The sequence below is a fragment of the Brevundimonas sp. GW821-FHT09G01 genome (assembly GCF_059416065.1).
On the sequence record NZ_JBWKOL010000005.1, the window covers coordinates 166,906 to 187,799 of the forward strand.

The window sequence follows — 20,894 nt, forward strand, 5'->3', positions numbered from 1 at the left end:
GGGTCAGGAAGGTCAGCATGGAGGGGTCCGGAAACGGGTCGATCTGACCCGGTTTCAGCAAGGACCGTGCCGGTTTCCCTAGATGTCCGTGTCTTCCGTCCGACCCGGTTTGGGACGGCGTTCGCCGGCGCCGGAATACTCGGCGCCGAGGTAGGCGCTGCGGGCCGCGTCGAGGACGGGCGGGCCGCCCTTGAGGCCGCGCCGCTGGCCTGTCTGACCGATGACCTGGGCCGCGAAGATCGCCGCCGACCCGTCCGAGGGCGGGGTGGGGGCAGGTCTTGCCGGGGGCTCGGCGTCTTCTGCCGGAAACGCGACCGGGACCAGGGCGCGCGAGGCCGAGGCCGCGCGACGTTCGGCCGCCCGGCGGTCCGCGGCGCGGCGATCACGGCCTTCGACCGGGCCGACGCTGCGGATCTCGTCCGTCATCCCTTGGACAGCTTGTCGAGCTGGGCGCGCATCTCGTCCATCTGGCGGCGCATCTCGTTCAGCGGATCGGCGGCCGGAGGCGGCGTTTCAGTCTCGGCCGGGGCCGGCTGGCGGGCCACGGCGCTGAAGCCCGGCCACATCTTCATCGCCTCGGTGAACAGGGCCATGTTGCGCTTCACCGCCTCGTCCATCAGCCCGGCGCCCGGCGTGCCGCCGAAGGCCCGCGAGAACTGGCCGCGAATCTGCTCCTGCGAGCGCGAGAAGTTGTCGAGCGACATCTCCAGATACGAGGGCAGCACGCCCTGCATCTGGCCGCCGTAGAAGCCGATCAGCTGACGCAGGAACTGGACGGGCAGCAGGGCCTCGCCGCGGCTCTCTTCCTCGAAGATGATCTGGGTCAGGATCTGACGCGTCAGGTCGTCATTGGTCTTGGCGTCATAGACCACGAATTCGGTGCCCTCGCGGACCATCCGCGCCAGGTCTTCCAGTGTGACGTAAGCCGAAGTCGCCGTGTTGTAGAGCCGCCGGTTGGCGTACTTCTTGATGACGACGTTGTCTCCCGCACCGGACTTCTTGTCAGCCACGCGCTGTCCCCGTTCCTGTTGCAACGCCACAGTGTCCGCGCTGCGCGTGCGAAAGTCTAGCCGACCCCGGCGGCGGCGGGCGCGAGGACGACGCCGACCAGCACGGCGGCCCAGTGCACGGTCGCGCCGGTGACGACGAAGCCGTGCCAGATGGCGCGGCGGTACTTCACCTTCGGGCTGACGAAGACGAAGACGCCGGCGGTGTAGATCAGCCCGCCGATGACCAGCAGGGCCAGGGCCGCCGGGTGGACGGTGTCGACCATGGGCTTGAGCGCGACGACCGCCAGCCAGCCGAAGGCGACGTAGACGCAGCTCCAGAAGACGTCGGACAGGCGCGGCAGCAGCACCTTGGCGAAGGCGCCGGACAGGCCCACGGCCCAGACCAGAAGGGTGAAGCCGACGGCCCAGGCCCCCTCGAACCGCTGGGTGGTGAAGGGGGTGTAGCTGCCCGCGATCATCAGGAAGATGGCCGCCTCGTCCAGCCGGCGCAGGACGGGCCGCGCGGCGCAGGGGCGGATCTGGTTGTAGACGGTCGAGGCGGTCAGCATGGCGACCAGGCACAGGGCGTAGACCGCGATGGCCACCGCGGCGCCGACGCCGGCATAGAGGGCCGCCAGCACCGCCAGCAGGCCGCCGCCGACGACCGCCAGGGTCAGGCCTACCACATGGACGATCAGATCCGCGGTCTTCTCGGCGGGTGACAGATAGTGCTCGATCATGTCGAGTTCGTCCGGCGTGCAGACGTGGCTCAGCAGGCGTTTCAGACGCATCTTCATGGTCCCTTCTAAGACCGGACGTCGTACTTCGTTCCGGGAAATGTAAGCCTGGGCCAGTGACCATCAGGTGAATGGCGGGAAGGGGGCTGACGAAGCGACGGCGATGCGGCAAAAGCGCCACAAGATTATTCCCCGTGGAGTGAAATCATGTCCCAGGTCGTCATCGTCTCCGCCGCCCGCACCCCCGTGGGCAGCTTCATGGGCGCGCTGGCCGGCCTGCCCGCCTCGCAGCTGGGCGCCCTCGCCATCAAGGCCGCGCTGGAGCGGGCCGGGGTGGTGCCGGACGAGGTCGACGAGGTCATCCTGGGCCATGTGCTGCAGGCCGCCGCCGGGCAGGGGCCGGCGCGTCAGGCCGCCATGGCCGCGGGCCTGCCCAAGGAGGTTCCGGCCTGGAGCCTGAACCAGATCTGCGGCTCGGGCCTGCGCGCCGTGGCCATCGGCGCCCAGCAGATCGCCACCGGCGACGCCCGCATCGTGGTGGCCGGGGGCCAGGAGAGCATGAGCCAGGCGCCGCACGCCCAGCAGCTGCGCGCCGGCCACAAGATGGGCGACGTGGCCTTCGTCGACACCATGATCAAGGACGGCCTGTGGGACGCCTTCAACGGCTATCACATGGGTCAGACCGCCGAGAACGTCGCGGCGAAGTTCGACATCACCCGCGAGGCCCAGGACGCCTTCGCCCTGGCCAGCCAGCACAAGGCCGAGGCGGCGCAGGTCGCCGGCCGCTTCGACGAGGAGATCGTCCCGGTGGTGATCGCGGGCCGCAAGGGCGAGACCGTGGTCGACAAGGACGAGTACATCCGCCCGGGCGCGACCCTGGAGGCGATGGAGAAGCTGAGGCCCGCCTTCAACAAGGAGGGCAGCGTCACCGCCGCCAACGCCTCGGGCCTGAACGACGGGGCGGCGGCCCTGGTGCTGATGAGCGCCGGGGAGGCGAAGGCGCGGGGGCTGACGCCGCTGGCCCGGATCGTCTCCTCGGCCACGGCGGGCGTCGATCCGGCGATCATGGGCACCGGCCCGATCCCGGCCTCGAGGAAGGCGCTGGAGAAGGCCGGCTGGACGGTGGCCGACCTGGACCTGGTCGAGTCCAACGAGGCCTTCGCGGCCCAGTCGCTGTGTGTGGTCAAGGAACTGGGCCTCGACCCGGCCAGGGTGAACGTCAACGGCGGCGCCATCGCCATCGGCCACCCCATCGGGGCGTCGGGCGCGCGCATCCTGACCACCCTGCTGTTCGAGATGAAGCGCCGCGACGCCAAGAAGGGCCTGGCGACCCTGTGCATCGGCGGCGGCATGGGCGTCGCGATGTGCGTCGAGCGCGACTGAGGCCGGGTCAGCCCGGGTCGCGGGTGAAGACATCCAGCCGGCGTCCCGCATGGTGCAGCTCGACCCGGCTGTAGTCACGGGTCAGCAGCAGGCGGACCCGCGCCAGCTCGCGCGCCTCGGCCTCGTCGCTCGCGTCGAGCGGTTCCTCGATGGGGGCGCCGCCCGACAGGTGATGCAGGCGCAGGCTGTATGCGGACATGAGGCTTTCGCGCGGCGGAGGCGGAGGATCGGTGAAGTCGTGGTCGAGGACGCCGCGACCCGTGTCACGGGGACACCTCAGCTCACGACCCGCCCAAGCTGCGGCATTCCGAAATGAATAGATAGGGAATTCCGTCCCGTATAACTACTTACATTTCTGTGTGTCAGCCTGACCGGCCCAGGGCGGACCAGCCGAAGTCGAGCAGGGGGCGGGTGTCGGCGGCGAAGGCCGCCAGGGTGTCGGGCAGGTCCGGCGAGGCGATCTCGGGACCGGTCAGCGGACGGGTGACCAGCCAGCGGGTACGCTTTAAAGTCGTATCCAGCGGGCCGCCGGCCTGGGCCTCGAAGCCCTTGGGCATGCGCTTGACCGGGTCGCCCGGGCCGAGCGCCAGCCCCGCCTTTGCCAGGGCGGCCTCGACCGCCGCCCAGCGGGCCGGGTGGGCGACGATGGCGCGGCGCATGGCGTCGATGTCGGGCCGCTCATCCAGATAGAAGCCGGCGGCGGCGAAGGGGCCCTTGCCGAAGGGCCCGTCCTCCGCGCCCGCCGCCTCGGACGGGTGGGTCGAGGGATCCAGCGGGTCGATGGCGTCGGGATCGAAGCCGGGCCGCGAGCCGCCCTCGGGCTCGATATGGATGTAGATCATGCCCGGGCTCATCCTGGCCCCGTCGCGGGTCAGGGTGGCCGAGACGTGGGTCTTGTAGGGACGCTTGTCCCTGGAGAAGCGGGTGTCGCGGTGGATGCGGAACACGCTCTTCTTCGGATCGCCCGACAGGGGCAGGCCGCGCGCCTCGCAGGCCGCCGAGGTCGCGGCGATCAGCGCCGCCAGGGCGGGCTTGAGCCGGGCGTCGTAGGTCCCGCGATGGGCGGCGAACCAGTCGCGGTCGTTGTGGGCGGCCAGGCCGGTCAGGAAGGCCAGGTCGGCGGGGTCGAAGCCGGGGAAGGTGTCGGTCATGGCGCGATCCTGATCCTTTCCGGCCTTCAGGAGAAGATGGGGATGGCGCCCGGCGGAGCGGCTCCCATATGTGATCGACACCGTTGCGGAACCCGGAGGCCCGACCATGACCCAGCCCCTGAAGATCGATTTCGTCTCCGACGTCGTCTGTCCATGGTGCGTCGTCGGCCTGGGCGGGCTGGAGACCGCGCTGGAGCATCTGAAGGCCGAGGGCGTCGAGGCCGAGGTCGCCTTCCGCCCGTTCGAGCTGAACCCGCAGATGGCGCCCGAGGGCGAGAACATCGTCGAGCACATCGGCAGGAAATACGGCTCCACCCCCGAACAGTCGGCCCAGAACCGGGCGATGATCACCGAGCGCGCGGCGTCGGTGGGCTTCGACATGCGCATGACGTCGGACAGCCGGATCTGGAACACCTTCGACGCCCACCGCCTGCTGCACTGGGCCGGCGAGACGGCCCCGGACAAGCAGGCGGACCTGAAGAAGGCCCTCTTCCGCATCCACTTCACCGAGGGCCGCAACCTGACCGACGCGGGCGAGCTGACCACGGCCGCCGAGGCCGCCGGCCTGGACCGCGCCGAGGCCGCCGAGGTGCTGACCTCGGGCCGCTATGTGCAGGCGGTGCGGGCCGAGCAGGACCTGTGGCGCTCGCGCGGCATCAGCTCGGTCCCCGCCGTGGTGGTCGAGGGCAAATACCTGATCTCGGGCGGCCAGCCGCCGGAGGTGTTCGAGGACGCCCTGCGCAAGATCGCGGCGGAGACGCGGGGCGAGGCCGTCCAGGCCTGAGGTCTTCGCCGGGGCGCCGGCCTTCGACGCCGCGCGCCCGACCTTTCACGCAGCCGCCTTTCGCCGCCGTCGCGGCGCCGCTGGGTCCCGGCCTTCGCCGGGATGACGATAGCGTTGGGGGCGGGTCGAAGGCCCTCACGGAGGGCCGGCGGGGGCCTTTCCAATGGGCAGGCCGGGCAGGATGAAGCCGGCCGAAGGCTCGGCGGCCGGGCCGGATGGAAAAACACCGTCCGAAGCGTCCGATGCGTCCGATACTTCCGCCAGCGCGGCCTCGTAATCGGCCCGCGCGGCGGCCACGATGGCGTCGCCCAGCGCGCGGGTCTCGCGGCTCTCGGCCTTCCGGCGCTCGCTCTGGGCCTTGTCGTAGAGCCGGTTCAGGTGCGCGTCCTCGGCGTCGACGGCCAGGCGGACGCGGCGCCAGCGCAGGGCCTCGGCCGCGTCGCCGTGCAGCACCGCCCGCATCATCCGGCGGAAGGCGACCAGCGCCAGCTCGCCCAGAGGGATCTGGTCCAGGTCGCCGTTGACCCGCTCCTCCAGCGCCAGCCCCTCGTCGTCGGGATCGAGCCGCGCATTGGGCGGCGTCCACGGCTGGTCGATCCGGCGCCAGCCCTCGTCCGCGGCCCGCGCCCGCAGGGCGCTCAGGCCCACGCCGTGCCGCCGGCAGCATTCCGGGGCCGAGACGCCCGACAGATAGTCCTCGCGGACCTGCGCCCAGACCTCGTCCGGGGCGGTGCGGCGGCCGTCGCCGGAGCCGGTGAAGAGGGGGGCGTCGTCCATGTGGGGGCTCCCGTGGGGTGGATACGGGCGGGAGTATGGAACGGCGGTACGTCAGATTTGGACGGGGGTGGGGGCGAAAGCGTGCGAGTGAGGCGGCTATGCCTTCTCTTCGTAGGCCAGCACGGAGCTAATCGATGGAATCAACTTGTGTTCAAGCTCCTCTGGCGAGGAGAAGAGAATAATCCTCTGGCCAGAAATATCGAACGGCGTATCTGATGTTGTTCTGGCAACGAGAATGGTCGGCTTGCCGAGAGCTTGAGCTATGCCGAGTTCGTAGAAAACATTCGGGTTTCGACTTCCGATGTTTGCGATAACGATTCTGGCCTTGACAATATTTCTTATTATGTGGTGGAGAATTTCTCCGGCCGCATTCTGTTCATCGCCTCTAACTGCGCTGAATCCAGCTTTTGCGCATGCCTGCTTAATAGCAGAAAAAGTTTCTCCTTCCTCGTCAGAGAATGGAGTTAGAACAAATATTTTCCAATCGTCTCGCTTGGTACGCGAAGGATCAATCCCGAAAGACGATAGAAACTGCTTCGGGTTGACCGCTCGGTTTCCAAAATCTTGATAAGTTGCTTGAGATTCGATCAGGAGATGGTTTGCATCTTTCCATCGTTGTTCGGTCGCCAGCATATCGGCGGTGAGGTCTGAAATTTTCCGTTCGAAGGACGCGCGCATAAGCGAGAGTTCGGCATGCCTACGGTCCGAATCGTATTGCGCCTGAGATCGCTTGGCCAATCGTAGCTGCAGTAATGCAGCGAGCCCTCCAATCGTTGCGGCGGTTGCAGATACGGCAAGTGCAGCGATGCCTATAATGTTGCTGCTAATCATAGCGTCACCCAAGCATTAACGGACGCAATAACAATACCGATTGAGAAGAGATATGCAGGCGCAGCGAACGCCAACGTAGTGAGGTTGTTGTCTTTAATGAATGCTCTATCAGACCGTTTGCAACATACTATGACAACGGCCGATATTAGTACGCAGCCGAACAAGAAGGCGAAAACGGTTTTGACGTCGATTGGAGCGGATCCGAAGCGAGCAGAGGCAATGATGCTGGCTGCCGAGAATGAGAACGCCAAGAATGCGATATCGACGGGAAACATGATGATTGCTCGCGCGAGATCGACATCCTCGACCTTTTGATCAAGGAACAAGCGCAAGCAAAATTTCATCAGCACCAGGCTGCTTGGAAGTATAAATTCGCCCACCGGTTTTCCCCGTCTCGCCAATAAGTAGCGAGCCCGTAACTGCGGTCAAGATAGTGCGACTGCTGGAGGGCTGACCTTCACCTCGAGACCTCCGTTCCCCGGGCGCGGACCTCGAACCGGCCGTTCCCTACGGCCAGCGATCCCCCGCCGCCCGCGCGATGAAGTCGTAGTGGAAGGAGTCCTCCGCCGCGTCGGCGAAGGAGACCCCGGCGGCGCCGAGGTCCAGCTGGTCCGCGGCGACGGCCCAGTCGAGGTGGGCGAGGACGTCGTGAATGGCGGCCTGGCGTTCCGACTCCAGCATGCGGGCGATGATCTCGCGGCCGTTCCTGTCCAGCGACAGGAGCAGGGCCTTGCGGGCCTGTTCCTCGGCGGACAGGGGCAGGTCGCGGGTGTTGGTGCGCTCGGCATGGCCGTTGGCGCGGATCTGATCGGCCTCCACGTTGAGGCGCGAGACCTCGACCAGGCCGTCGATGAAGGCGCGATAGGAGGTGCGGTCGGTCATGGGGGGATCGTGCACCGGGATGGCGGCGGCGTCAGCCCCCTCCGCCATGCTGCGCCCGTTCCCCCTCCACCATGCTTCGCATGGTCCCCCTCCCCCAGAAGGGGGAGGAGAGGCGACGAGCTTAGACCTTCACCTCGATGGCGCCGCCGCCGGCGCGGAACTTGGCGCTCATCTCCGCCATACCGGCCTCCGCTTCCGCCAGCGAGCCCCCCGCGTCGTTCTGCGCCTGCGCATCCCGGCGGATGTCCTGGCTGATCTTCATCGAGCAGAATTTGGGGCCGCACATGCTGCAGAAGTGGGCGGTCTTGTGGGCCTCCTTGGGCAGGGTGGCGTCGTGGTATTTGCGGGCCGTCTCGGGGTCGAGGCCGAGGTTGAACTGGTCTTCCCAGCGGAACTCGAACCGGGCCCGTGAGAGGGCGTCGTCGTGCAGGCGGGCGGCCGGGTGGCCCTTGGCCAGGTCGGCGGCGTGGGCGGCGATCTTGTAGGTGATGACGCCGTCCTTGACGTCCTGACGGTCGGGCAGGCCGAGGTGCTCCTTGGGCGTGACGTAGCAGAGCATGGCCGTGCCGAACCAGCCGATCATGGCCGCGCCGATGGCGCTGGTGATGTGGTCGTAGCCCGGGGCGATGTCGGTGGTCAGCGGCCCGAGCGTATAGAAGGGCGCCTCGTGGCAGTGTTTCAGCTGCTCATCCATGTTGGCCTTGATCTTGTGCATCGGCACGTGGCCGGGGCCCTCGATCATGACCTGGCAGCCCTTGGCCCAGGCGATCTTGGTCAGCTCGCCGAGGGTGCGCAGTTCGGCGAACTGGGCCTCGTCATTGGCGTCGGCGATGGAGCCGGGGCGCAGGCCGTCGCCCAGGCTGAAGCTGACGTCGTACGCCCGCATGATGTCGCAGATGTCCTCGAAGTGTTCGTACAGGAACGACTCCTTGTGGTGGGCGAGGCACCACTTGGCCATGATGGAGCCGCCACGCGAGACGATGCCGGTGACGCGCCTGGCCGTCATCGGCACGAAGGGCAGGCGCACGCCCGCGTGGATGGTGAAGTAGTCGACGCCCTGTTCCGCCTGTTCGATCAGGGTGTCGCGGAACACCTCCCAGGTCAGGTCCTCGGCGACGCCGTTCACCTTCTCCAGCGCCTGATAGATGGGGACGGTGCCGATGGGGACCGAGCTGTTGCGGATGATCCAGTCGCGGATGTTGTGGATGTTGCGGCCGGTCGACAGGTCCATGACGTTGTCGGCCCCCCAGCGGGTGGCCCAGACCAGTTTGTCGACCTCGTCGTCGACGGAGGACAGGACGGCGCTGTTGCCGATGTTGGCGTTGATCTTCACCAGGAAGTTGCGGCCGATGATCATCGGCTCGACCTCGGGGTGGTTGATGTTGTGCGGGATGATGGCCCGGCCGCGGGCGATCTCCTGACGCACGAACTCGGGGGTGACGAAGTCGGGGATGCTGGCGCCGAAGCTCTCGCCGTCGCGGATGCAGGGGGCGTTCTGCTCGCGGCGCAGGTTCTCGCGGATGGCGACGTATTCCATCTCGGGCGTGATGATCCCGGCCTGGGCGTATTCGTACTGGGTGACCGGACGGCCCTCGACGCCCTTGAAGACCTGGTGGTTGGAGACGTCGAAGCGGGGGGCCAGGTGCTTGCCGCTGGCGTGACCGTTGTCCTCGGGCTTGACCTCGCGCGGGTGTTCGACACGGGCGATGTCGCCGCGGTCCAGCTGCCAGCTGGACTTCACCAGGGGCAGGCCCTTCTTGATGTCGATGGTGACGGTCGGGTCGGTGTAGGGGCCGGAGGAGTCGTAGATCGTGACCGGCGGCTCATTGGCCGACGGGTGGACGGCGACCTCGCGGAAGGGGACGCGGATGTCCGGGTAGAGTTCGCCGGCGACATAGACCTTGCGCGATCCTTCGCGCTCGCCGGTGGGGATGGACCCCGTCTCCTTCATCACCGCCTCGCGGGCGTCCTTGAGCGCGAGCTCGACATTTGGTTCGTGGCTATCGCTCGCGACGCGGTCGCTCGCTGCTTGAGCCAGGTTGGGCTCTTCGGGCAGGGCGGTCCCGGTCTTGGGGGGCGTGACGGAGATGTTCATGGCGGCCTCGAATGTGGAGGTCCGCCGACGTCGGGCGCGGTGGTCCTGTCGCGTGGACCAGAAGCGTACTCATCCCTTCGCCGGCATGACCCGGATCAGGTTCGACGGGTCAGAGGAGAAACCTCTATCTCAGCCGCTCGCTTGCGACCCCCCGGAGAACGGAAGCAGCCTTACGCCTCCGGGGGGATCGGTTCAACGGTCGGGTCAGTTGCGGCTGGGGAAGTTCCCCTCGATGCAGATGCAGTAGCTCAGCGTCAGATAGGGCTGCATCAGCGAAAGGGGCTGGGACATGCCGGCCAGGCCGATGGAGTCGGGCGCGAGCGGGCCGCGAGTCCCCTTCTCCCTGGGCGCATAGATGTTGATGTCGTTGCCGCTGGAGTCGGCGGCCTTGCCCAGGATCAGGCCAGGTCCCGGCGCGGCGGATTCGGCCGAGGCGTCCGTGGTGACCAGGCCGTGGGTGTGGCGCGGCATCTGCGCCTCCTGCAGGGTGGTCTTTTCCATGCCGCCTATCGAGGCCATCAGATAGTCGCCTCCGCCCAGGGAATGGCCGTCGCCGAGCACGGCGCGGCCGGCGAGGTTCGGCAACATGAAGGTCTGCCGTCCATCGCCGCCGTACATGGTGCCGAGCAGCGCGAACAGGGCGCTCTGCTGCGAGATGCTCATGGTCTGTCCCTGGCATTTCTGCCAGCCGCGCGGCGCGAACGTGAACGCGAACGATTGAACCGTGCCCATAAAGGCGTCCATTGTGTCTTCCCCCTGCCGGATGCGGGCGCGCCCGTCCGGCCCTGACGTCGATATAACGTCCAGTTGCCAAAGGCTTATCCCAACACGCCAGCCGGGTTCCGGCAATGCCCGGGCGTCCCAGGGGTTGCGAATTCAGTCCCGCCGGGCAGGGTGAGGCATGGATATCGCCCGCCCCTATGACACCGCCGACCGCGAGGCCTGCCTGGCCCTGTTCGACAGCAATACGCCGCGCTTCTTCGATCCGTCGGAACGGGCGGACTTCGAGCGGTTCCTGGACGAGATGCGCTGGCCCTATCAGGTGATCGAGCGTGACGGGCGCATTGTGGCCTGCGGCGGCCATGCGATGGAGGCCGACGGGAAGACCGTGGCGCTGTGCTGGGGCATGGTCGAGCAGGGACTGCACGGGCAGGGGCTGGGCCGCAGGCTGACCGAGGCGCGGCTGGCGGCGGCGCGGGCCGAGCCGGGCGCGACCGGCGCGCGGCTGAACACCGGGACCCTGACCACCGGCTTCTACGAACGGTTCGGCTTCGTCGTGGAGCGGGTGGTCAAGGACGGATACGCGCCGGGCAGCGACCAGCACGACATGACGCTGAGCTTCTGATCAGTTGCGGCTGGGGAAGATGCCCTGGACCGCGATGCAGTAGTTGTTGACCAGGAAGGGCTGCATGATCGGCGCGGGCTGGTTGCCGCCGGCCGGCCCGACGCCCTGCAGAGGCTCGGCGGCTCCGGCGGGGGCGTAGACATGGACGGTGACGGCGTCGCCCGAGGTCGGGTCGCTGCCGTTCGCTGTGCTCAGCCACTCGTTGGAGCCCGGCGCCGACGCGGTGGAGCCGTTCACGGAGGTCATCATCAGGTGCATGTGCGCGGGCAGGTTCTGCACGGTCAGGGTCACGGCCTCCGACCCGCTGGACTCGCCGATGGTGTAGGTGGAGCCCCCCGGCAGGTGGCCCTGCCCCAGGAGGATGCGGCCGCGGGTGTCGGGGATGGCGAAATTGGTCGCGCCGTTTCCGCCGTAGGTGGTGCCGATCAGCGCGAACAGCGTCTGGTACTGGGCGATGGGCAGCAGGGAGCCGTCGCAGATCTTCCAGTTGCGGGGCGCGAACGGGAAGGCGAACGGCTGCAGCACGCCGATAAAGACCTCACTCATGGATCGTCTCCCTGGACAGGACGAGGGGGGTCAATTGCGGGACGGGAAGATGCCCGAGACCGCGATGCAGTAGTTGATCACGAGGTAGGGCTGCATGATGTTGAACGCCTGAGAGCCGCCGGCGATGCCGATCGACTGGGGCGCCAGGGTCGTGTTGGCCGGGCCGGGGCCGTAGACCTGGACGGTGAGGGCGTCGCCGCTGGTCGGGTCGGACCCGTTCGCGGCGGCCAGCATCAGGCTGGAGCCGGGCGTGGCCGAGGTGGCGGCGCCGGTCGCGGCCATCAGGCCGTGGGTGTGCTGGGGCATCTGCGACTGCAGCAGGGTTTCACGTTCGACGCCCGCTGCTTCACCCATGACATAGCTGGCGCCGGTGGTGCTGGTCCCCTGGCCGGTGGCGGTGCGGCCGTTGAGGTTGGGCAGGGCGAAGGTGGTGACCCCGTCGCCGCCGTAGGTGGTGCCGATCAATGAGAACAGCGCTGAGTTCTGCGCGATGGACAGCAGCTGGCCGCTGCAGAACATCCAGCCTCGCGGCGCCCACTGGAACGCGAACGGCTGGATCGTACCGAGGTAGACTTCCATAGACCCTCCCTGCCGGGACGCTTGAATGCGTCCTTCCGGCGCCTGGCGTCGGGTAACGTCAGGTTGCTGTGGGGCATACGAACACCCGAATTCCGCGCACGGCAATGCCCGAAAGGCCCGCAGTGCGTGAATTCGTACCGGCGTTACTCGGGGAAGGCGATCAGAAGGCGGTCGAGCGCGGCCTCGATGCGGACCCAGCCGGCGTCGTCCAGGGCCACGCCGCCGACGCCGGGACGGGCGTCCGCCGACAGGGCCAGGTGCTGGACGGCGGCCAGCAGCACGGCGTTGAGGGCGACGGGATCGCCCTCGGGCGGGACGCGCAGGCGCGGGCGGCGCTCGCGCATCCAGGCCTGCAGCACGGTGGAGCGGTCGGCCTCGATCCGGTCCAGCAGGGGCGAAGCCTCGACCAGGGCCCAGGCCATGAGGCGCAGGGTCAGGGGACTGGCCCGGAGCGCGGCGACCCAGGCCGACAGGCTGAGCCGGGCGAAGGCGCGCAGGGACTCGGATTCAGTCGCCGGCGCGGCGTCCAGGCTGCGGACCAGGGCGCCGTGGGCGCGGGCGGCGATGCGTGTGACCACGCCGTCGACGCCCTCGAAATAGCGATAGACCAGCTTGCGGTCGCAGCGCGCCTCGGCGGCCAGGGTCTGGACGTTCAGGCCGGGAAAGCCGTCGCGCAGCAGGATGCGCTCGCCCGCCTCGACGATGGCGGCTTCGGTGGCGCTTCGGTCGCGCAGTCTGATCGGCGATTCGCCCATGGGGGCAGTCTCGGACCGGTCGCCTGAGTCGGACAAGGGGCCGATGACAAGGAAGGGGGAGAAGGTGCGGCCCCGGTCTGCGTCGGGGGGCGTGGCAGAGACCGGGGCCGCGAAAGGACTCTGTCGAGCGCGCATCGCCGCAAGGTCCAATGCGATAACAGGGATCGCAAAGAACGGTTCCGGACATGCGAATCATTTTTCGCGCGGGGTGCGCGGCGCGGTAGAGAGGGGCCTCGCCACGGAGCCGCCCCATGCATCTCGCCCGTTTTCCCCGCGTCCGCCTCGCCCACCTGCCGACCCCGCTGGAGCCTCTGCCCCGACTGTCGGAGGAGCTGGGCGTCGAGCTGTGGATCAAGCGCGACGACTGCACCGGCCTGGCCGGCGGCGGCAACAAGACCCGCAAGCTGGAGTTCCTGCTGGGCGAGGCCTTCGAGCAGGAGGCCGACACCCTGGTGACCCAGGGGGCGGTGCAGTCCAACCACGTGCGCCAGACCGCGGCCGCCGCGGCGGCGCACGGGCTGAAGTGCGAAGTCATCCTGGAGGAGCGGACCGGGTCCAGGGCGGCCGACTACGTCGACAACGGCAACGTCCTGCTGGACCGGCTGTTCGGGGCGGTGATCCGCCGCGTGCCGGGCGGGACGGACATGGCGGCCGAGCTGGAGAAGACGGCGGCCGAGGTGAGGGCGCGCGGCGGGCGGCCCTATGTCATTCCGGGCGGCGGCTCCAATCCGGTGGGGGCGCTGGGCTATGTCGACTGCGCGCGCGAGATCGTGGTCGGCGCCGACGAGCTGGACCTGAGGATCGACCGGATCATCACCGCGACCGGCAGCGCCGGGACCCACGCGGGCCTGGTGGCCGGGCTGGCGGTGATGGGGGCGGACATCCCGGTGCTGGGCATCGGGGTGCGGGCGCCCAAGGCCAAGCAGGAAGAGAATGTGCTGAAGCTGGCGCGCGAGACGGCGGCCCTGCTGGGGCGGCCGGACGCGGTGACGGCGGAGATGGTCGTGGCCGACTGCGACTATGTCGGCGAGGGCTACGGCCTGGTGGACGGCGCGGTGATCGAGGCGCTGAAGCTGGCGGCGCGGACCGACGGGATCGTGCTGGACCCGGTCTACAGCGGTAAGGCGATGAAGGGCCTGATCGCCCTGGCCAAGGCGGGCCGGTTCGAGGGCGAGACGGTGGTCTTCCTGCACACCGGAGGGGCGCAGGGCCTGTTCGGCTACGAGAGCGAGATCGGGGCGTCGCTGTGAAGACCCTGGGCGTCCTGGGCGGTATGGGGCCCGCCGCGACGGTGGCCTTCCTCGCGCGGGTGCAGGCGCTGACGCCCGCCGAGGGCGATCAGGACCACATCCGCATCATCGCCGACATCAATCCGCAGGTGCCGGACCGCAACCGGGCACCGGACGCCGCCGAGGCGGTTCTGGCGGGGATGGCGCTGCGGCTGCGCGACGCCGGGGCGCGGGTGCTGGCCATGCCGTGCAACACCGCCCACGCCCAGGCGGCGGGCATCCGCAAGGCGGGCCTGCCCTTCATCGACATGATCGCCGAGACGACGGCGGCGGCGACCGCGGGCGGGGCCAGGAAGATCGGCGTGCTGGCCACCCCGGGCGGGGAGGCGCTGTACACCCGGGCGCTGCAGGCGACGGGGGTGAAGATCGTGCGGTTGGGCGGCGCCGACCGCGAGGCCTTCATGGGCTGCGTCTATGCTGTGAAGCGCGGCGATATCGGCGAGGGGCCACGCGCGGAGATGAAGCGGCTGGCGGCGGCGCTGGTCACGGCGGGGGCCGAGGTGGTCATCGCCGGCTGCACCGAGGTGCCGCTGCTGCTGGGGACGGATGACGTGACGGTCCCGCTGGTGGACTCGGCGGAAGTGCTGGCCGCGGCCTGCGTGAAGGCCTGTCTGTGAGCGAGACCGGGACGCGCGCGGCCCGCAAGCGGGCGGCGGTGCAGGCCCTGCTGACGCCCGGCGAGACCGTGGTCTGGACCGGCGCGCCCCGGGGACAGCTGTTCCTGTCGCGGCGGCAGGGCGCGGCGATCGCCTTCAGCCTTGTGTGGTGGTTGGTCCTGCTGTCGGCGGCCTGGTCGATGCGGGCCTTCGCCGACAGCCCGCTGCTGATCGTCATCGGCCTGTTCGTGGCGATCGGGGCGCTGCAGGACAGCTGGCGGACCGGAAAGTGGTTGGCCGGCCGGATCGGCGAGCACTATGCGCTGACCGACCGGCGCGTGCTGGTGCTGGACCGCAAGGGCGGGCTGAAGGCCGAGGTCGGCCTGCTGACGGCGCATCCGTTCCGCGCCGCTCCCGCCACGGGCGCCCGGGGCGCGATCCTGCTGGGCGAAGACGCGCCGCTGGTCGACCTGACCCAAGGGCGGGTGTTGCGGATCAATCCGGAAGAGGACGCGCCCCGGCTGTCGGACCTGGCGGGGCATCTGGCGGTGCTGGAGCTGATCCGGACGACGGCGGCGGCGTGGGAGACGCGCGGCGTCGCTGCGCCAGGCTGAGGCTCCGCGCCGCGAACGCGGTCTGGACAGGGCAAATCCGGCGAGGCAGCGTGCTTCACGGTTACGGTTGAGGCCTCGTCATGTTGCTGTTTGTCTTCGTCGCGTCGTTGGCGCTGACCCCCCAGACGCAAGAGGCGCCGAATTTCGAGGAAGCCGATGTCAGTCGGCTCGAGACCTGCGTGTTCGGCGGCGACGATATGTCCAAATGCGGTGATTTCGCTGTTGAAGTCGCCGCGCTTGAACAGTGCGCCGCCCGGACCAATCTCGATGACGGCCCGGAAAGCTTCGTAGAGCAATGGGTTGAATGCGAGGGCGTGCTGCCTTGCATCCTGCAAAAGCCCCGGCCGGGCCAGTCGAGGCTGGCGTTGCGGAACTGTTCCGCGCGGGGCGTCGCCTCACGCAAGATCATCGCTCACCGTTGGTGGCCGGCCATAGACGCCAGGCTGGGAGAGGCGGACCGACAAGTGCTTGTCCAAGTGCAGAAGGCCTATCTGGACCAGCTTGAAATCCCGTCTGAGAGCGACGATCCCCTGCGGGCCAGCGCGCGTCAGGCCGGCAGTTGGGACAGTTGGCTGCGGTTTCTGCGTCTGGCGCAGATCACGGGCAAGCCGACCGTCTGAGCCTCGCCAGCCTTGCTCCGAAGCGCGGCGCGCGGCAGTGATGCCCGGGTGAACAGACAATCGCTGATTATCGACTGCGACCCCGGCGTGGATGACGCCGTGGCGCTGATGCTGGCCTTCGGGGCCGAGGAATTCGAACTGCTGGCCGTGACCACGGTGGGCGGGAACGTGCCGGTCGAGAAGACGGCGCGGAACGCGCGGATGCTGCGCCAGATCGCCGGACTTCAGAAGCCCGAGCGCGAGGACGTGCCGGTGTTCATGGGCGCGGGGGAGCCGCTGCGCCGGACCCTGGGCACGGCGGCGGAATTCCACGGGCCGGAAGGGACCGGCGACCTGGAGCCGTTCGAGCCGGACGCGCCCGTGGCCGAGGGCCATGCGGCGGACGCCATCCTCGCCCTGGTCAACGCCCGCCCGGCGAAGTCGGTGGCGCTGGCGGTGCTGGGGCCGCTGACCAATCTGGCGCTGGCGCTGCGCAAGGATCCGGCGCTGGCCGGGCGGCTGGGGCCGGTGGCGGTGATGGGCGGGGCGCGGTCCGAGGGCGGCAACATCACCGCCTCGGCCGAGTTCAACATCTGGGCCGATCCGGAGGCGGCGGCCGAGGTGCTGGCGACCGAGTGCGATGTCGTGATGTTCGGACTGGACGCGACCCATCAGGTGCGGGCGACGGACGAGCGGATCGCGGCCCTCGAGGCGCTGAAGACGCCGATGGGCGGCACGGCGGCGGCGATGATGCGCTTCTCGCAGGCGGTGGAGCGCCGGATCGTGGGGTGGGACGCCCCGCCCGTGCACGATCCCTGCCCGGTGGCCTGGCTGCTGAAGCCGGAGCTGTTCGTACTGCAGCCGTGCCGGATCCGGGTGGAGACGGACAGCGACCTGACCCGCGGCCATACGGCGGTCGAGTTCCGCGAGGGCGTGGCGGGCGAACCGCTGCGCCACCGCTGGGCGGTCAGCGCGGACGCGGACGGGGTGTTCAGCCTGATTGCGGAGAAGTGTGCATGAGGATCACCGTCGTCGGGTCGATCAATCTGGACTTCGTCGCCTCGGCGCCGAAGCTGCCGCGCGCGGGCGAGACCGTGACGGGCGCCGAGCTGGCGCGGCATCCGGGCGGCAAGGGCGCCAACCAGGCGCTGGCGGCGCAGCGGCTGGGGGCGGAGGTGTTCCTGATCGGCCGGGTCGGGCGCGACGCCATGGCCGAGGAGGCGCTGGCGCTGCTGCTGGCCGACGACGTGGACGCCGGCGGGGTGGTCGCCGACGCCGAGGCGCCGACGGGCGTGGCCCTGATCGCCGTCGCGCCGGATGGCGAGAACCAGATCGTGGTGGCGGCGGGCGCCAACCACAGCGCCTTCCCCGAACAGCTGCCGCAGCGGATCGAGACCCCGCTGATCCTTCAACTCGAATTGCCGATCGAGACGGTCGAGGCGGCGGTGGGGCGGGCGACGGACTTCGTCTGCGTGAACCTGGCGCCCGCCCAGCCGGTGTCGGACCAGCTGCTGCGCCGGGCCGACCTGATCGTGGTCAACGAGACCGAGGCGGCCTTCTACGGCGACTTGCTGCATCACGGCGGCGGACGTGTGGTGGTGACCCTGGGGGCCGCCGGCGCGGTCATGTACCAGCGCGGGGCCGAGATCGCGCGGGCCGCCCCGCCCCGGGTGCGGGCCGTCGACGCCACCGGCGCGGGCGACTGTTTCGTCGGCGCGATCTGCGTCGCCCTGCTGGAGGGAATGGAGCCCGAGGCGGCGCTGCGCTTCGCCTGCGCGGCGGGGGCCGTCGCCGCGACCCGGCCCGGCGCCCAGCCCTCGATGCCGACGCGGGACGAGGTCGAGGACCGGCTCTAGCCCTCCCGGGGATGGAGCGACGGACTTCCGCCCGCCCCCGCGTGAAAGGATCGCCGGTCAGGATCCGGCGGCCGACCTTTCATTACGAACTTGAAATCCGACCCGGGCTTCGCCGCTGTTAGGGTCGCGAGGTTCAGATCACTGTCCTTGGGGGACCCCATGATGACCCGCACCGCCGCCCTGCTGGGCGCCTCGCTGCTCGCCCTGACCGCCCCGGCCTTCCCGGCCCTCGCGCAGGACGCGGCGACCATCACCGTGCCGCCGCTGCAGTACACGCATCGCCAGCTGGCCAACGGGCTGAATGTCTATTCCATGCCCGACGCGACCGCCGGAACGGTGACCGTGCAGGTCTGGTACGACGTGGGCGGCAAGGACGATCCTGAGGGCCGCTCGGGCTTCGCCCACCTGTTCGAACACATCCTGAGCCGCAAGACGGTCAACCTGCCCTACGGCCAGATCTCGACGCTGGTCGAGAACGCGGGGGGCAGCCGCAACGCCTCCACCGGCCAGGACATGACCAACTACTACGAGACTGTGCCGCCGCAGTATCTGGAGACGATGCTGTGGACCCACGCCGAGCGGATGGCGCGGCCGGTGGTCGACCAGGCCGTGTTCGACGCCGAGCGCTCCATCGTGAAGGAAGAGCTGCGCCAGCGGGTCTATGCGCCGCCGTACGGCCGGCTGGACCGCTTCGTCATCGGCGACAACGAGTTCGACCGGTCCATCTATCGCCGCAGCGTGATCGGCTCGATCGAGCAGCTGGACAGCGCCACCATCGACGACGCGCGCGCCTTCCACGAGGCCTATTACCGCCCGGCCACGGCGACCCTGATCGTGTCGGGCAATTTCGACCAGGCGCAGCTGGACCGCTGGGTCGACCAGTATTTCGCCGAGATCCAGAACCCCGCCCGCCCGGTGCCGGTGTTCGAACGTCCGGTGTCGCCGCCGCGCACCCAGCCGCGTCTGGTCGAGGCCTATGCGCCGAACGTGCCCCTGCCGGCGATCGCCGCCATCTTCCCCGGCGTGAAGGCGTCGGATCCGGACGCGGCGGCGCTGGACGTGCTGTCCGGCATCATGTCGCGCGGCGACAGCTCGCGCCTGCACCAGGCGCTGGTCTACGGCAGCCAGCTGGCCACCAACGCCAGCTTCGGCGCCGACCAGATGGAGGAGGCGGGCACGATCACCGTCCAGGCGACCGTGGCCCAGGGCAAGGCGATCCCCGACGTGGAGGCGGCGCTGAACGCCCAGCTGGCCCGCGTCCGCGACGAGCCGGTGACCGCCGCCGAACTGGCCGAGGCCAAGATGGAGATCGTGGCGTCGGCCCTGCGCCAGCGCGAGACGGCCTCGGGCCGGGCCTTCATCCTGGGCCGGGCCCTGGTCGACGAGGGCGATCCCACGGCGCCGGACGCCAACCTGGCCGCCGTGCAGGCGGTGACCGCCGCCGACGTGCAGCGCGTGGCCCGCAAATACCTGGACGAACAGGCGCGGGTCTCGATCCGCTATCAGGACGAGAGCCAGCGTCCGGCGGGCGTCAGCGAGGACAGCTATCGCAACCCGGTTCCGGTCCCGACCTTCCTGAGCGTGCCGCCGGCCGTCCTGCCGCCGAACGAACTGCTGCCCGAGGGGCAGCGGATGGCGCCGCCGGCCGCGGGCGCGCCGCGTCCGATGGCGACGCCGCATGTGGTGGAGCGGACCCTGTCCAACGGCCTGCGGGTGATCGTGGCCAAGTCCACCGACCTGCCGATCGTCAACGCCCAGCTGGTCATCGGCGGCGGCGCGGCGGCGGATCCGGCGGACCGTCCGGGTCTGGCCTCGATGACCGCCGGCCTGGCCACCGAGGGCGCGGGCGGACGCTCGGCCCCCGAGATCGCGCGCACCCTGGAGGCGCTGGGCGCCAACATCGGCGGCGGCGCGGGACAGGATGCGTCGGCGGTCTTCATGTCGGCGCCCGTGGCCGCGGCCGATCAGGTCGGGGCCGTGCTGGCGGACGTGATCCAGCGCCCGGACTATGCGCCCGAAGAGGTGGCGCGCAACCGCACGCGGGCGGTCAACGCCCTCAGGGTGAACCTGCGCCAGCCGGGGCCGCTGGCCAATCTGGTGCTGAACCGCCTGGCCTTCGGCGCCTCGCCCTACGGCGCGCCGACCTCGGGCACGCCGACCTCGATCGGGGCCGTGACCCGCGAGGAGATCGTCGCCTTCCACGACCGCTGGTGGCGGCCGGACAACGCCGCCCTGATCATCACCGGCGGCATGGAGCCGGAGGAAGCCTTCGCCTTCGCCGAGCGGACCCTGGGCGGCTGGACGCGGCCGTCAGGCGCCGTGCCGGCGACGGGCCCTCGCGCGGGCGCCGTTCCGGGACCGCGCGTCGTCGTGATCGACCTGCCGGGCGCCGGTCAGGCAGCGGTGGCGGCGGCGGTGCGCGGACCGCGCCGGGCCGAGGACAGCTTCTATCCCCTGTCGGTGGTCAACAGCATCATGGGCGGCGGCCAGAACGGCCACCTGTTCCAGGAAGTGCGGGCCAAGCGCGGCCTGAGCTACGGCGCCTACTCCTCGCTGGGCGCGCGGCTGGACGGCGGCATGCTGAGCGCCACCACCCAGACCAAGAACGAGAGCGCCGCCGAGGTGGTGGGCCTGGTGCTGGCCGAGTTCGACCGGCTGAAGACCGAAGCCGTGACCGAACAGGCGGTGACCGACCGAGAGGCCTTCCTGACCGGCGGCTTCTCGCGCAACGTGGAGACGACCGGCGGCCTGGGCGGGGTGCTGGCCGAGGCCGTCACCTACGGCCTGCCGCTGACTGAGATCGGGACCTACGCCGGCAAGATCAACGCGACGACGCCGGAGACGGTGCGCGCGGCGGCGCAGGGTATCGGCTCGGACCAGGCTTATGTGGTGGTGGTGGGCCAGGCCTCGATGTTCATCGACGCCCTGCGCGCGGCGCACCCGGACGTGGTGGTGATCCCGGCGGCGGAGCTGGACCTGGACAGCGCGACGCTGGGGCTGTGAGCAGGGGTAGGGGTTAGGCCCTAGGCCCTAGGGGTTAGGAGGACGGTGGGGGTTGATCAACCCTAGCCCCTAGCCCCTAGCCC

Annotated in this window: 23 protein-coding genes and 1 riboswitch; of the genes, 10 read left to right on the forward strand and 13 right to left on the reverse strand. The window is 69.5% G+C overall.

Annotated features, from left to right (window positions below; genetic code table 11):
• Positions 1 to 78: 78 nt before the first annotated feature.
• Genes AC07NB_RS11595 through trhA form a run of 3 tightly spaced genes read right to left on the reverse strand, consistent with a single transcriptional unit; the run spans position 79 to position 1,786 of the window.
• The gene (locus AC07NB_RS11595) at positions 79 to 426 is read right to left on the reverse strand and encodes a hypothetical protein (protein ID WP_291837443.1); all 348 of its coding nucleotides are present in this window, start codon (positions 424 to 426) and stop codon (positions 79 to 81) included.
• The gene (gene phaR, locus AC07NB_RS11600) at positions 423 to 1,010 is read right to left on the reverse strand and encodes a polyhydroxyalkanoate synthesis repressor PhaR (RefSeq protein ID WP_492312217.1); all 588 of its coding nucleotides are present in this window, start codon (positions 1,008 to 1,010) and stop codon (positions 423 to 425) included. The genes AC07NB_RS11595 and phaR overlap by 4 nt, the downstream gene beginning before the upstream one ends.
• 56 nt (positions 1,011 to 1,066) lie before the next feature.
• Complete coding sequence (trhA, locus tag AC07NB_RS11605; RefSeq protein ID WP_291837447.1) at positions 1,067 to 1,786, reverse strand: PAQR family membrane homeostasis protein TrhA; 720 nt, start codon at positions 1,784 to 1,786, stop codon at positions 1,067 to 1,069.
• Between the two features lie 147 nt (positions 1,787 to 1,933).
• On the opposite strand from trhA, the gene AC07NB_RS11610 reads away from it, so the two are divergent.
• Positions 1,934 to 3,109, forward strand: a complete 1,176-nt coding sequence (locus AC07NB_RS11610) for an acetyl-CoA C-acetyltransferase (RefSeq protein WP_494571094.1) — start codon at positions 1,934 to 1,936, stop codon at positions 3,107 to 3,109.
• 7 nt (positions 3,110 to 3,116) lie between these two features.
• Here the strand turns inward: AC07NB_RS11610 and AC07NB_RS11615 are convergent, their stop codons facing one another.
• A complete protein-coding gene (locus AC07NB_RS11615) occupies positions 3,117 to 3,308 on the reverse strand; it encodes a hypothetical protein (RefSeq protein WP_494571095.1) in 192 nt (63 codons plus the stop codon).
• Positions 3,309 to 3,471: 163 nt separating this feature from the next.
• Entirely contained in the window at positions 3,472 to 4,260 is a 789-nt protein-coding gene (locus AC07NB_RS11620; RefSeq protein WP_494571096.1) for a DUF2461 domain-containing protein, read from the reverse strand.
• 106 nt (positions 4,261 to 4,366) lie between these two features.
• On the opposite strand from AC07NB_RS11620, the gene AC07NB_RS11625 reads away from it, so the two are divergent.
• Positions 4,367 to 5,044, forward strand: a complete 678-nt coding sequence (locus AC07NB_RS11625) for a DsbA family oxidoreductase (RefSeq protein ID WP_492312221.1) — start codon at positions 4,367 to 4,369, stop codon at positions 5,042 to 5,044.
• 135 nt (positions 5,045 to 5,179) lie between these two features.
• Here the strand turns inward: AC07NB_RS11625 and AC07NB_RS11630 are convergent, their stop codons facing one another.
• The 5 genes from AC07NB_RS11630 to AC07NB_RS11650 form a co-directional block, all read right to left on the reverse strand.
• On the reverse strand, positions 5,180 to 5,821 hold the full coding sequence (locus tag AC07NB_RS11630) for a hypothetical protein (protein WP_494571097.1): 642 nt from the start codon (positions 5,819 to 5,821) through the stop codon (positions 5,180 to 5,182).
• Between the two features lie 96 nt (positions 5,822 to 5,917).
• The gene (locus tag AC07NB_RS11635; RefSeq protein ID WP_494571098.1) at positions 5,918 to 6,652 is read right to left on the reverse strand and encodes a hypothetical protein; all 735 of its coding nucleotides are present in this window, start codon (positions 6,650 to 6,652) and stop codon (positions 5,918 to 5,920) included.
• Positions 6,653 to 7,159: 507 nt separating this feature from the next.
• Positions 7,160 to 7,582, reverse strand: coding sequence for a DUF6547 family protein (locus AC07NB_RS11640; RefSeq protein ID WP_494571099.1), 423 nt, complete (start codon positions 7,580 to 7,582; stop codon positions 7,160 to 7,162).
• A gap of 73 nt (positions 7,583 to 7,655) precedes the next feature.
• The gene (thiC, locus tag AC07NB_RS11645) at positions 7,656 to 9,485 is read right to left on the reverse strand and encodes a phosphomethylpyrimidine synthase ThiC (RefSeq protein ID WP_494571160.1); all 1,830 of its coding nucleotides are present in this window, start codon (positions 9,483 to 9,485) and stop codon (positions 7,656 to 7,658) included.
• Positions 9,486 to 9,683: 198 nt separating this feature from the next.
• A riboswitch (TPP riboswitch) is annotated at positions 9,684 to 9,793 on the reverse strand.
• Positions 9,794 to 9,833: 40 nt separating this feature from the next.
• A complete protein-coding gene (locus tag AC07NB_RS11650; protein WP_494571100.1) occupies positions 9,834 to 10,373 on the reverse strand; it encodes a phage tail protein in 540 nt (179 codons plus the stop codon).
• A gap of 157 nt (positions 10,374 to 10,530) precedes the next feature.
• On the opposite strand from AC07NB_RS11650, the gene AC07NB_RS11655 reads away from it, so the two are divergent.
• Complete coding sequence (locus tag AC07NB_RS11655; RefSeq protein ID WP_494571101.1) at positions 10,531 to 10,974, forward strand: GNAT family N-acetyltransferase; 444 nt, start codon at positions 10,531 to 10,533, stop codon at positions 10,972 to 10,974.
• Here AC07NB_RS11655 and AC07NB_RS11660 read toward each other — a convergent pair whose 3' ends face one another.
• The 3 genes from AC07NB_RS11660 to AC07NB_RS11670 all read right to left on the reverse strand — a co-directional run bounded on the left by AC07NB_RS11660 (position 10,975) and on the right by AC07NB_RS11670 (position 12,854).
• Positions 10,975 to 11,520, reverse strand: a complete 546-nt coding sequence (locus AC07NB_RS11660; protein ID WP_494571102.1) for a phage tail protein — start codon at positions 11,518 to 11,520, stop codon at positions 10,975 to 10,977. It abuts the gene before it with no gap.
• 30 nt (positions 11,521 to 11,550) lie between these two features.
• Entirely contained in the window at positions 11,551 to 12,099 is a 549-nt protein-coding gene (locus tag AC07NB_RS11665; RefSeq protein WP_494571103.1) for a phage tail protein, read from the reverse strand.
• A gap of 143 nt (positions 12,100 to 12,242) precedes the next feature.
• Positions 12,243 to 12,854: a TetR/AcrR family transcriptional regulator gene (locus AC07NB_RS11670; RefSeq protein WP_494571104.1), complete on the reverse strand. Its 612-nt coding sequence runs from the start codon at positions 12,852 to 12,854 to the stop codon at positions 12,243 to 12,245.
• A gap of 251 nt (positions 12,855 to 13,105) precedes the next feature.
• Here AC07NB_RS11670 and cuyA point away from each other — a divergent pair, with 251 nt between their 5' ends.
• The 7 genes from cuyA (at position 13,106) to AC07NB_RS11705 (ending at position 20,811) form a co-directional block, all read left to right on the forward strand.
• A complete protein-coding gene (gene cuyA, locus AC07NB_RS11675) occupies positions 13,106 to 14,104 on the forward strand; it encodes a D-cysteate sulfo-lyase (RefSeq protein ID WP_494571105.1) in 999 nt (332 codons plus the stop codon).
• Complete coding sequence (cuyB, locus tag AC07NB_RS11680; RefSeq protein ID WP_494571106.1) at positions 14,101 to 14,760, forward strand: cysteate racemase; 660 nt, start codon at positions 14,101 to 14,103, stop codon at positions 14,758 to 14,760. The genes cuyA and cuyB overlap by 4 nt, the downstream gene beginning before the upstream one ends.
• Positions 14,757 to 15,353: a hypothetical protein gene (locus AC07NB_RS11685; RefSeq protein ID WP_494571107.1), complete on the forward strand. Its 597-nt coding sequence runs from the start codon at positions 14,757 to 14,759 to the stop codon at positions 15,351 to 15,353. Before cuyB ends, AC07NB_RS11685 begins: the two co-directional genes overlap by 4 nt.
• A gap of 80 nt (positions 15,354 to 15,433) precedes the next feature.
• Positions 15,434 to 15,973 carry a hypothetical protein gene (locus AC07NB_RS11690; RefSeq protein WP_291836696.1) on the forward strand — a complete coding sequence of 180 codons (540 nt, stop codon included), beginning with the start codon at positions 15,434 to 15,436 and terminating at the stop codon, positions 15,971 to 15,973.
• Between the two features lie 48 nt (positions 15,974 to 16,021).
• The gene (locus tag AC07NB_RS11695; RefSeq protein WP_494571108.1) at positions 16,022 to 16,972 is read left to right on the forward strand and encodes a nucleoside hydrolase; all 951 of its coding nucleotides are present in this window, start codon (positions 16,022 to 16,024) and stop codon (positions 16,970 to 16,972) included.
• Positions 16,969 to 17,808 carry a ribokinase gene (locus tag AC07NB_RS11700; protein ID WP_492312238.1) on the forward strand — a complete coding sequence of 280 codons (840 nt, stop codon included), beginning with the start codon at positions 16,969 to 16,971 and terminating at the stop codon, positions 17,806 to 17,808. The genes AC07NB_RS11695 and AC07NB_RS11700 overlap by 4 nt, the downstream gene beginning before the upstream one ends.
• A gap of 162 nt (positions 17,809 to 17,970) precedes the next feature.
• Positions 17,971 to 20,811, forward strand: coding sequence for a M16 family metallopeptidase (locus AC07NB_RS11705; RefSeq protein ID WP_494572579.1), 2,841 nt, complete (start codon positions 17,971 to 17,973; stop codon positions 20,809 to 20,811).
• Positions 20,812 to 20,894: the final 83 nt, after the last annotated feature.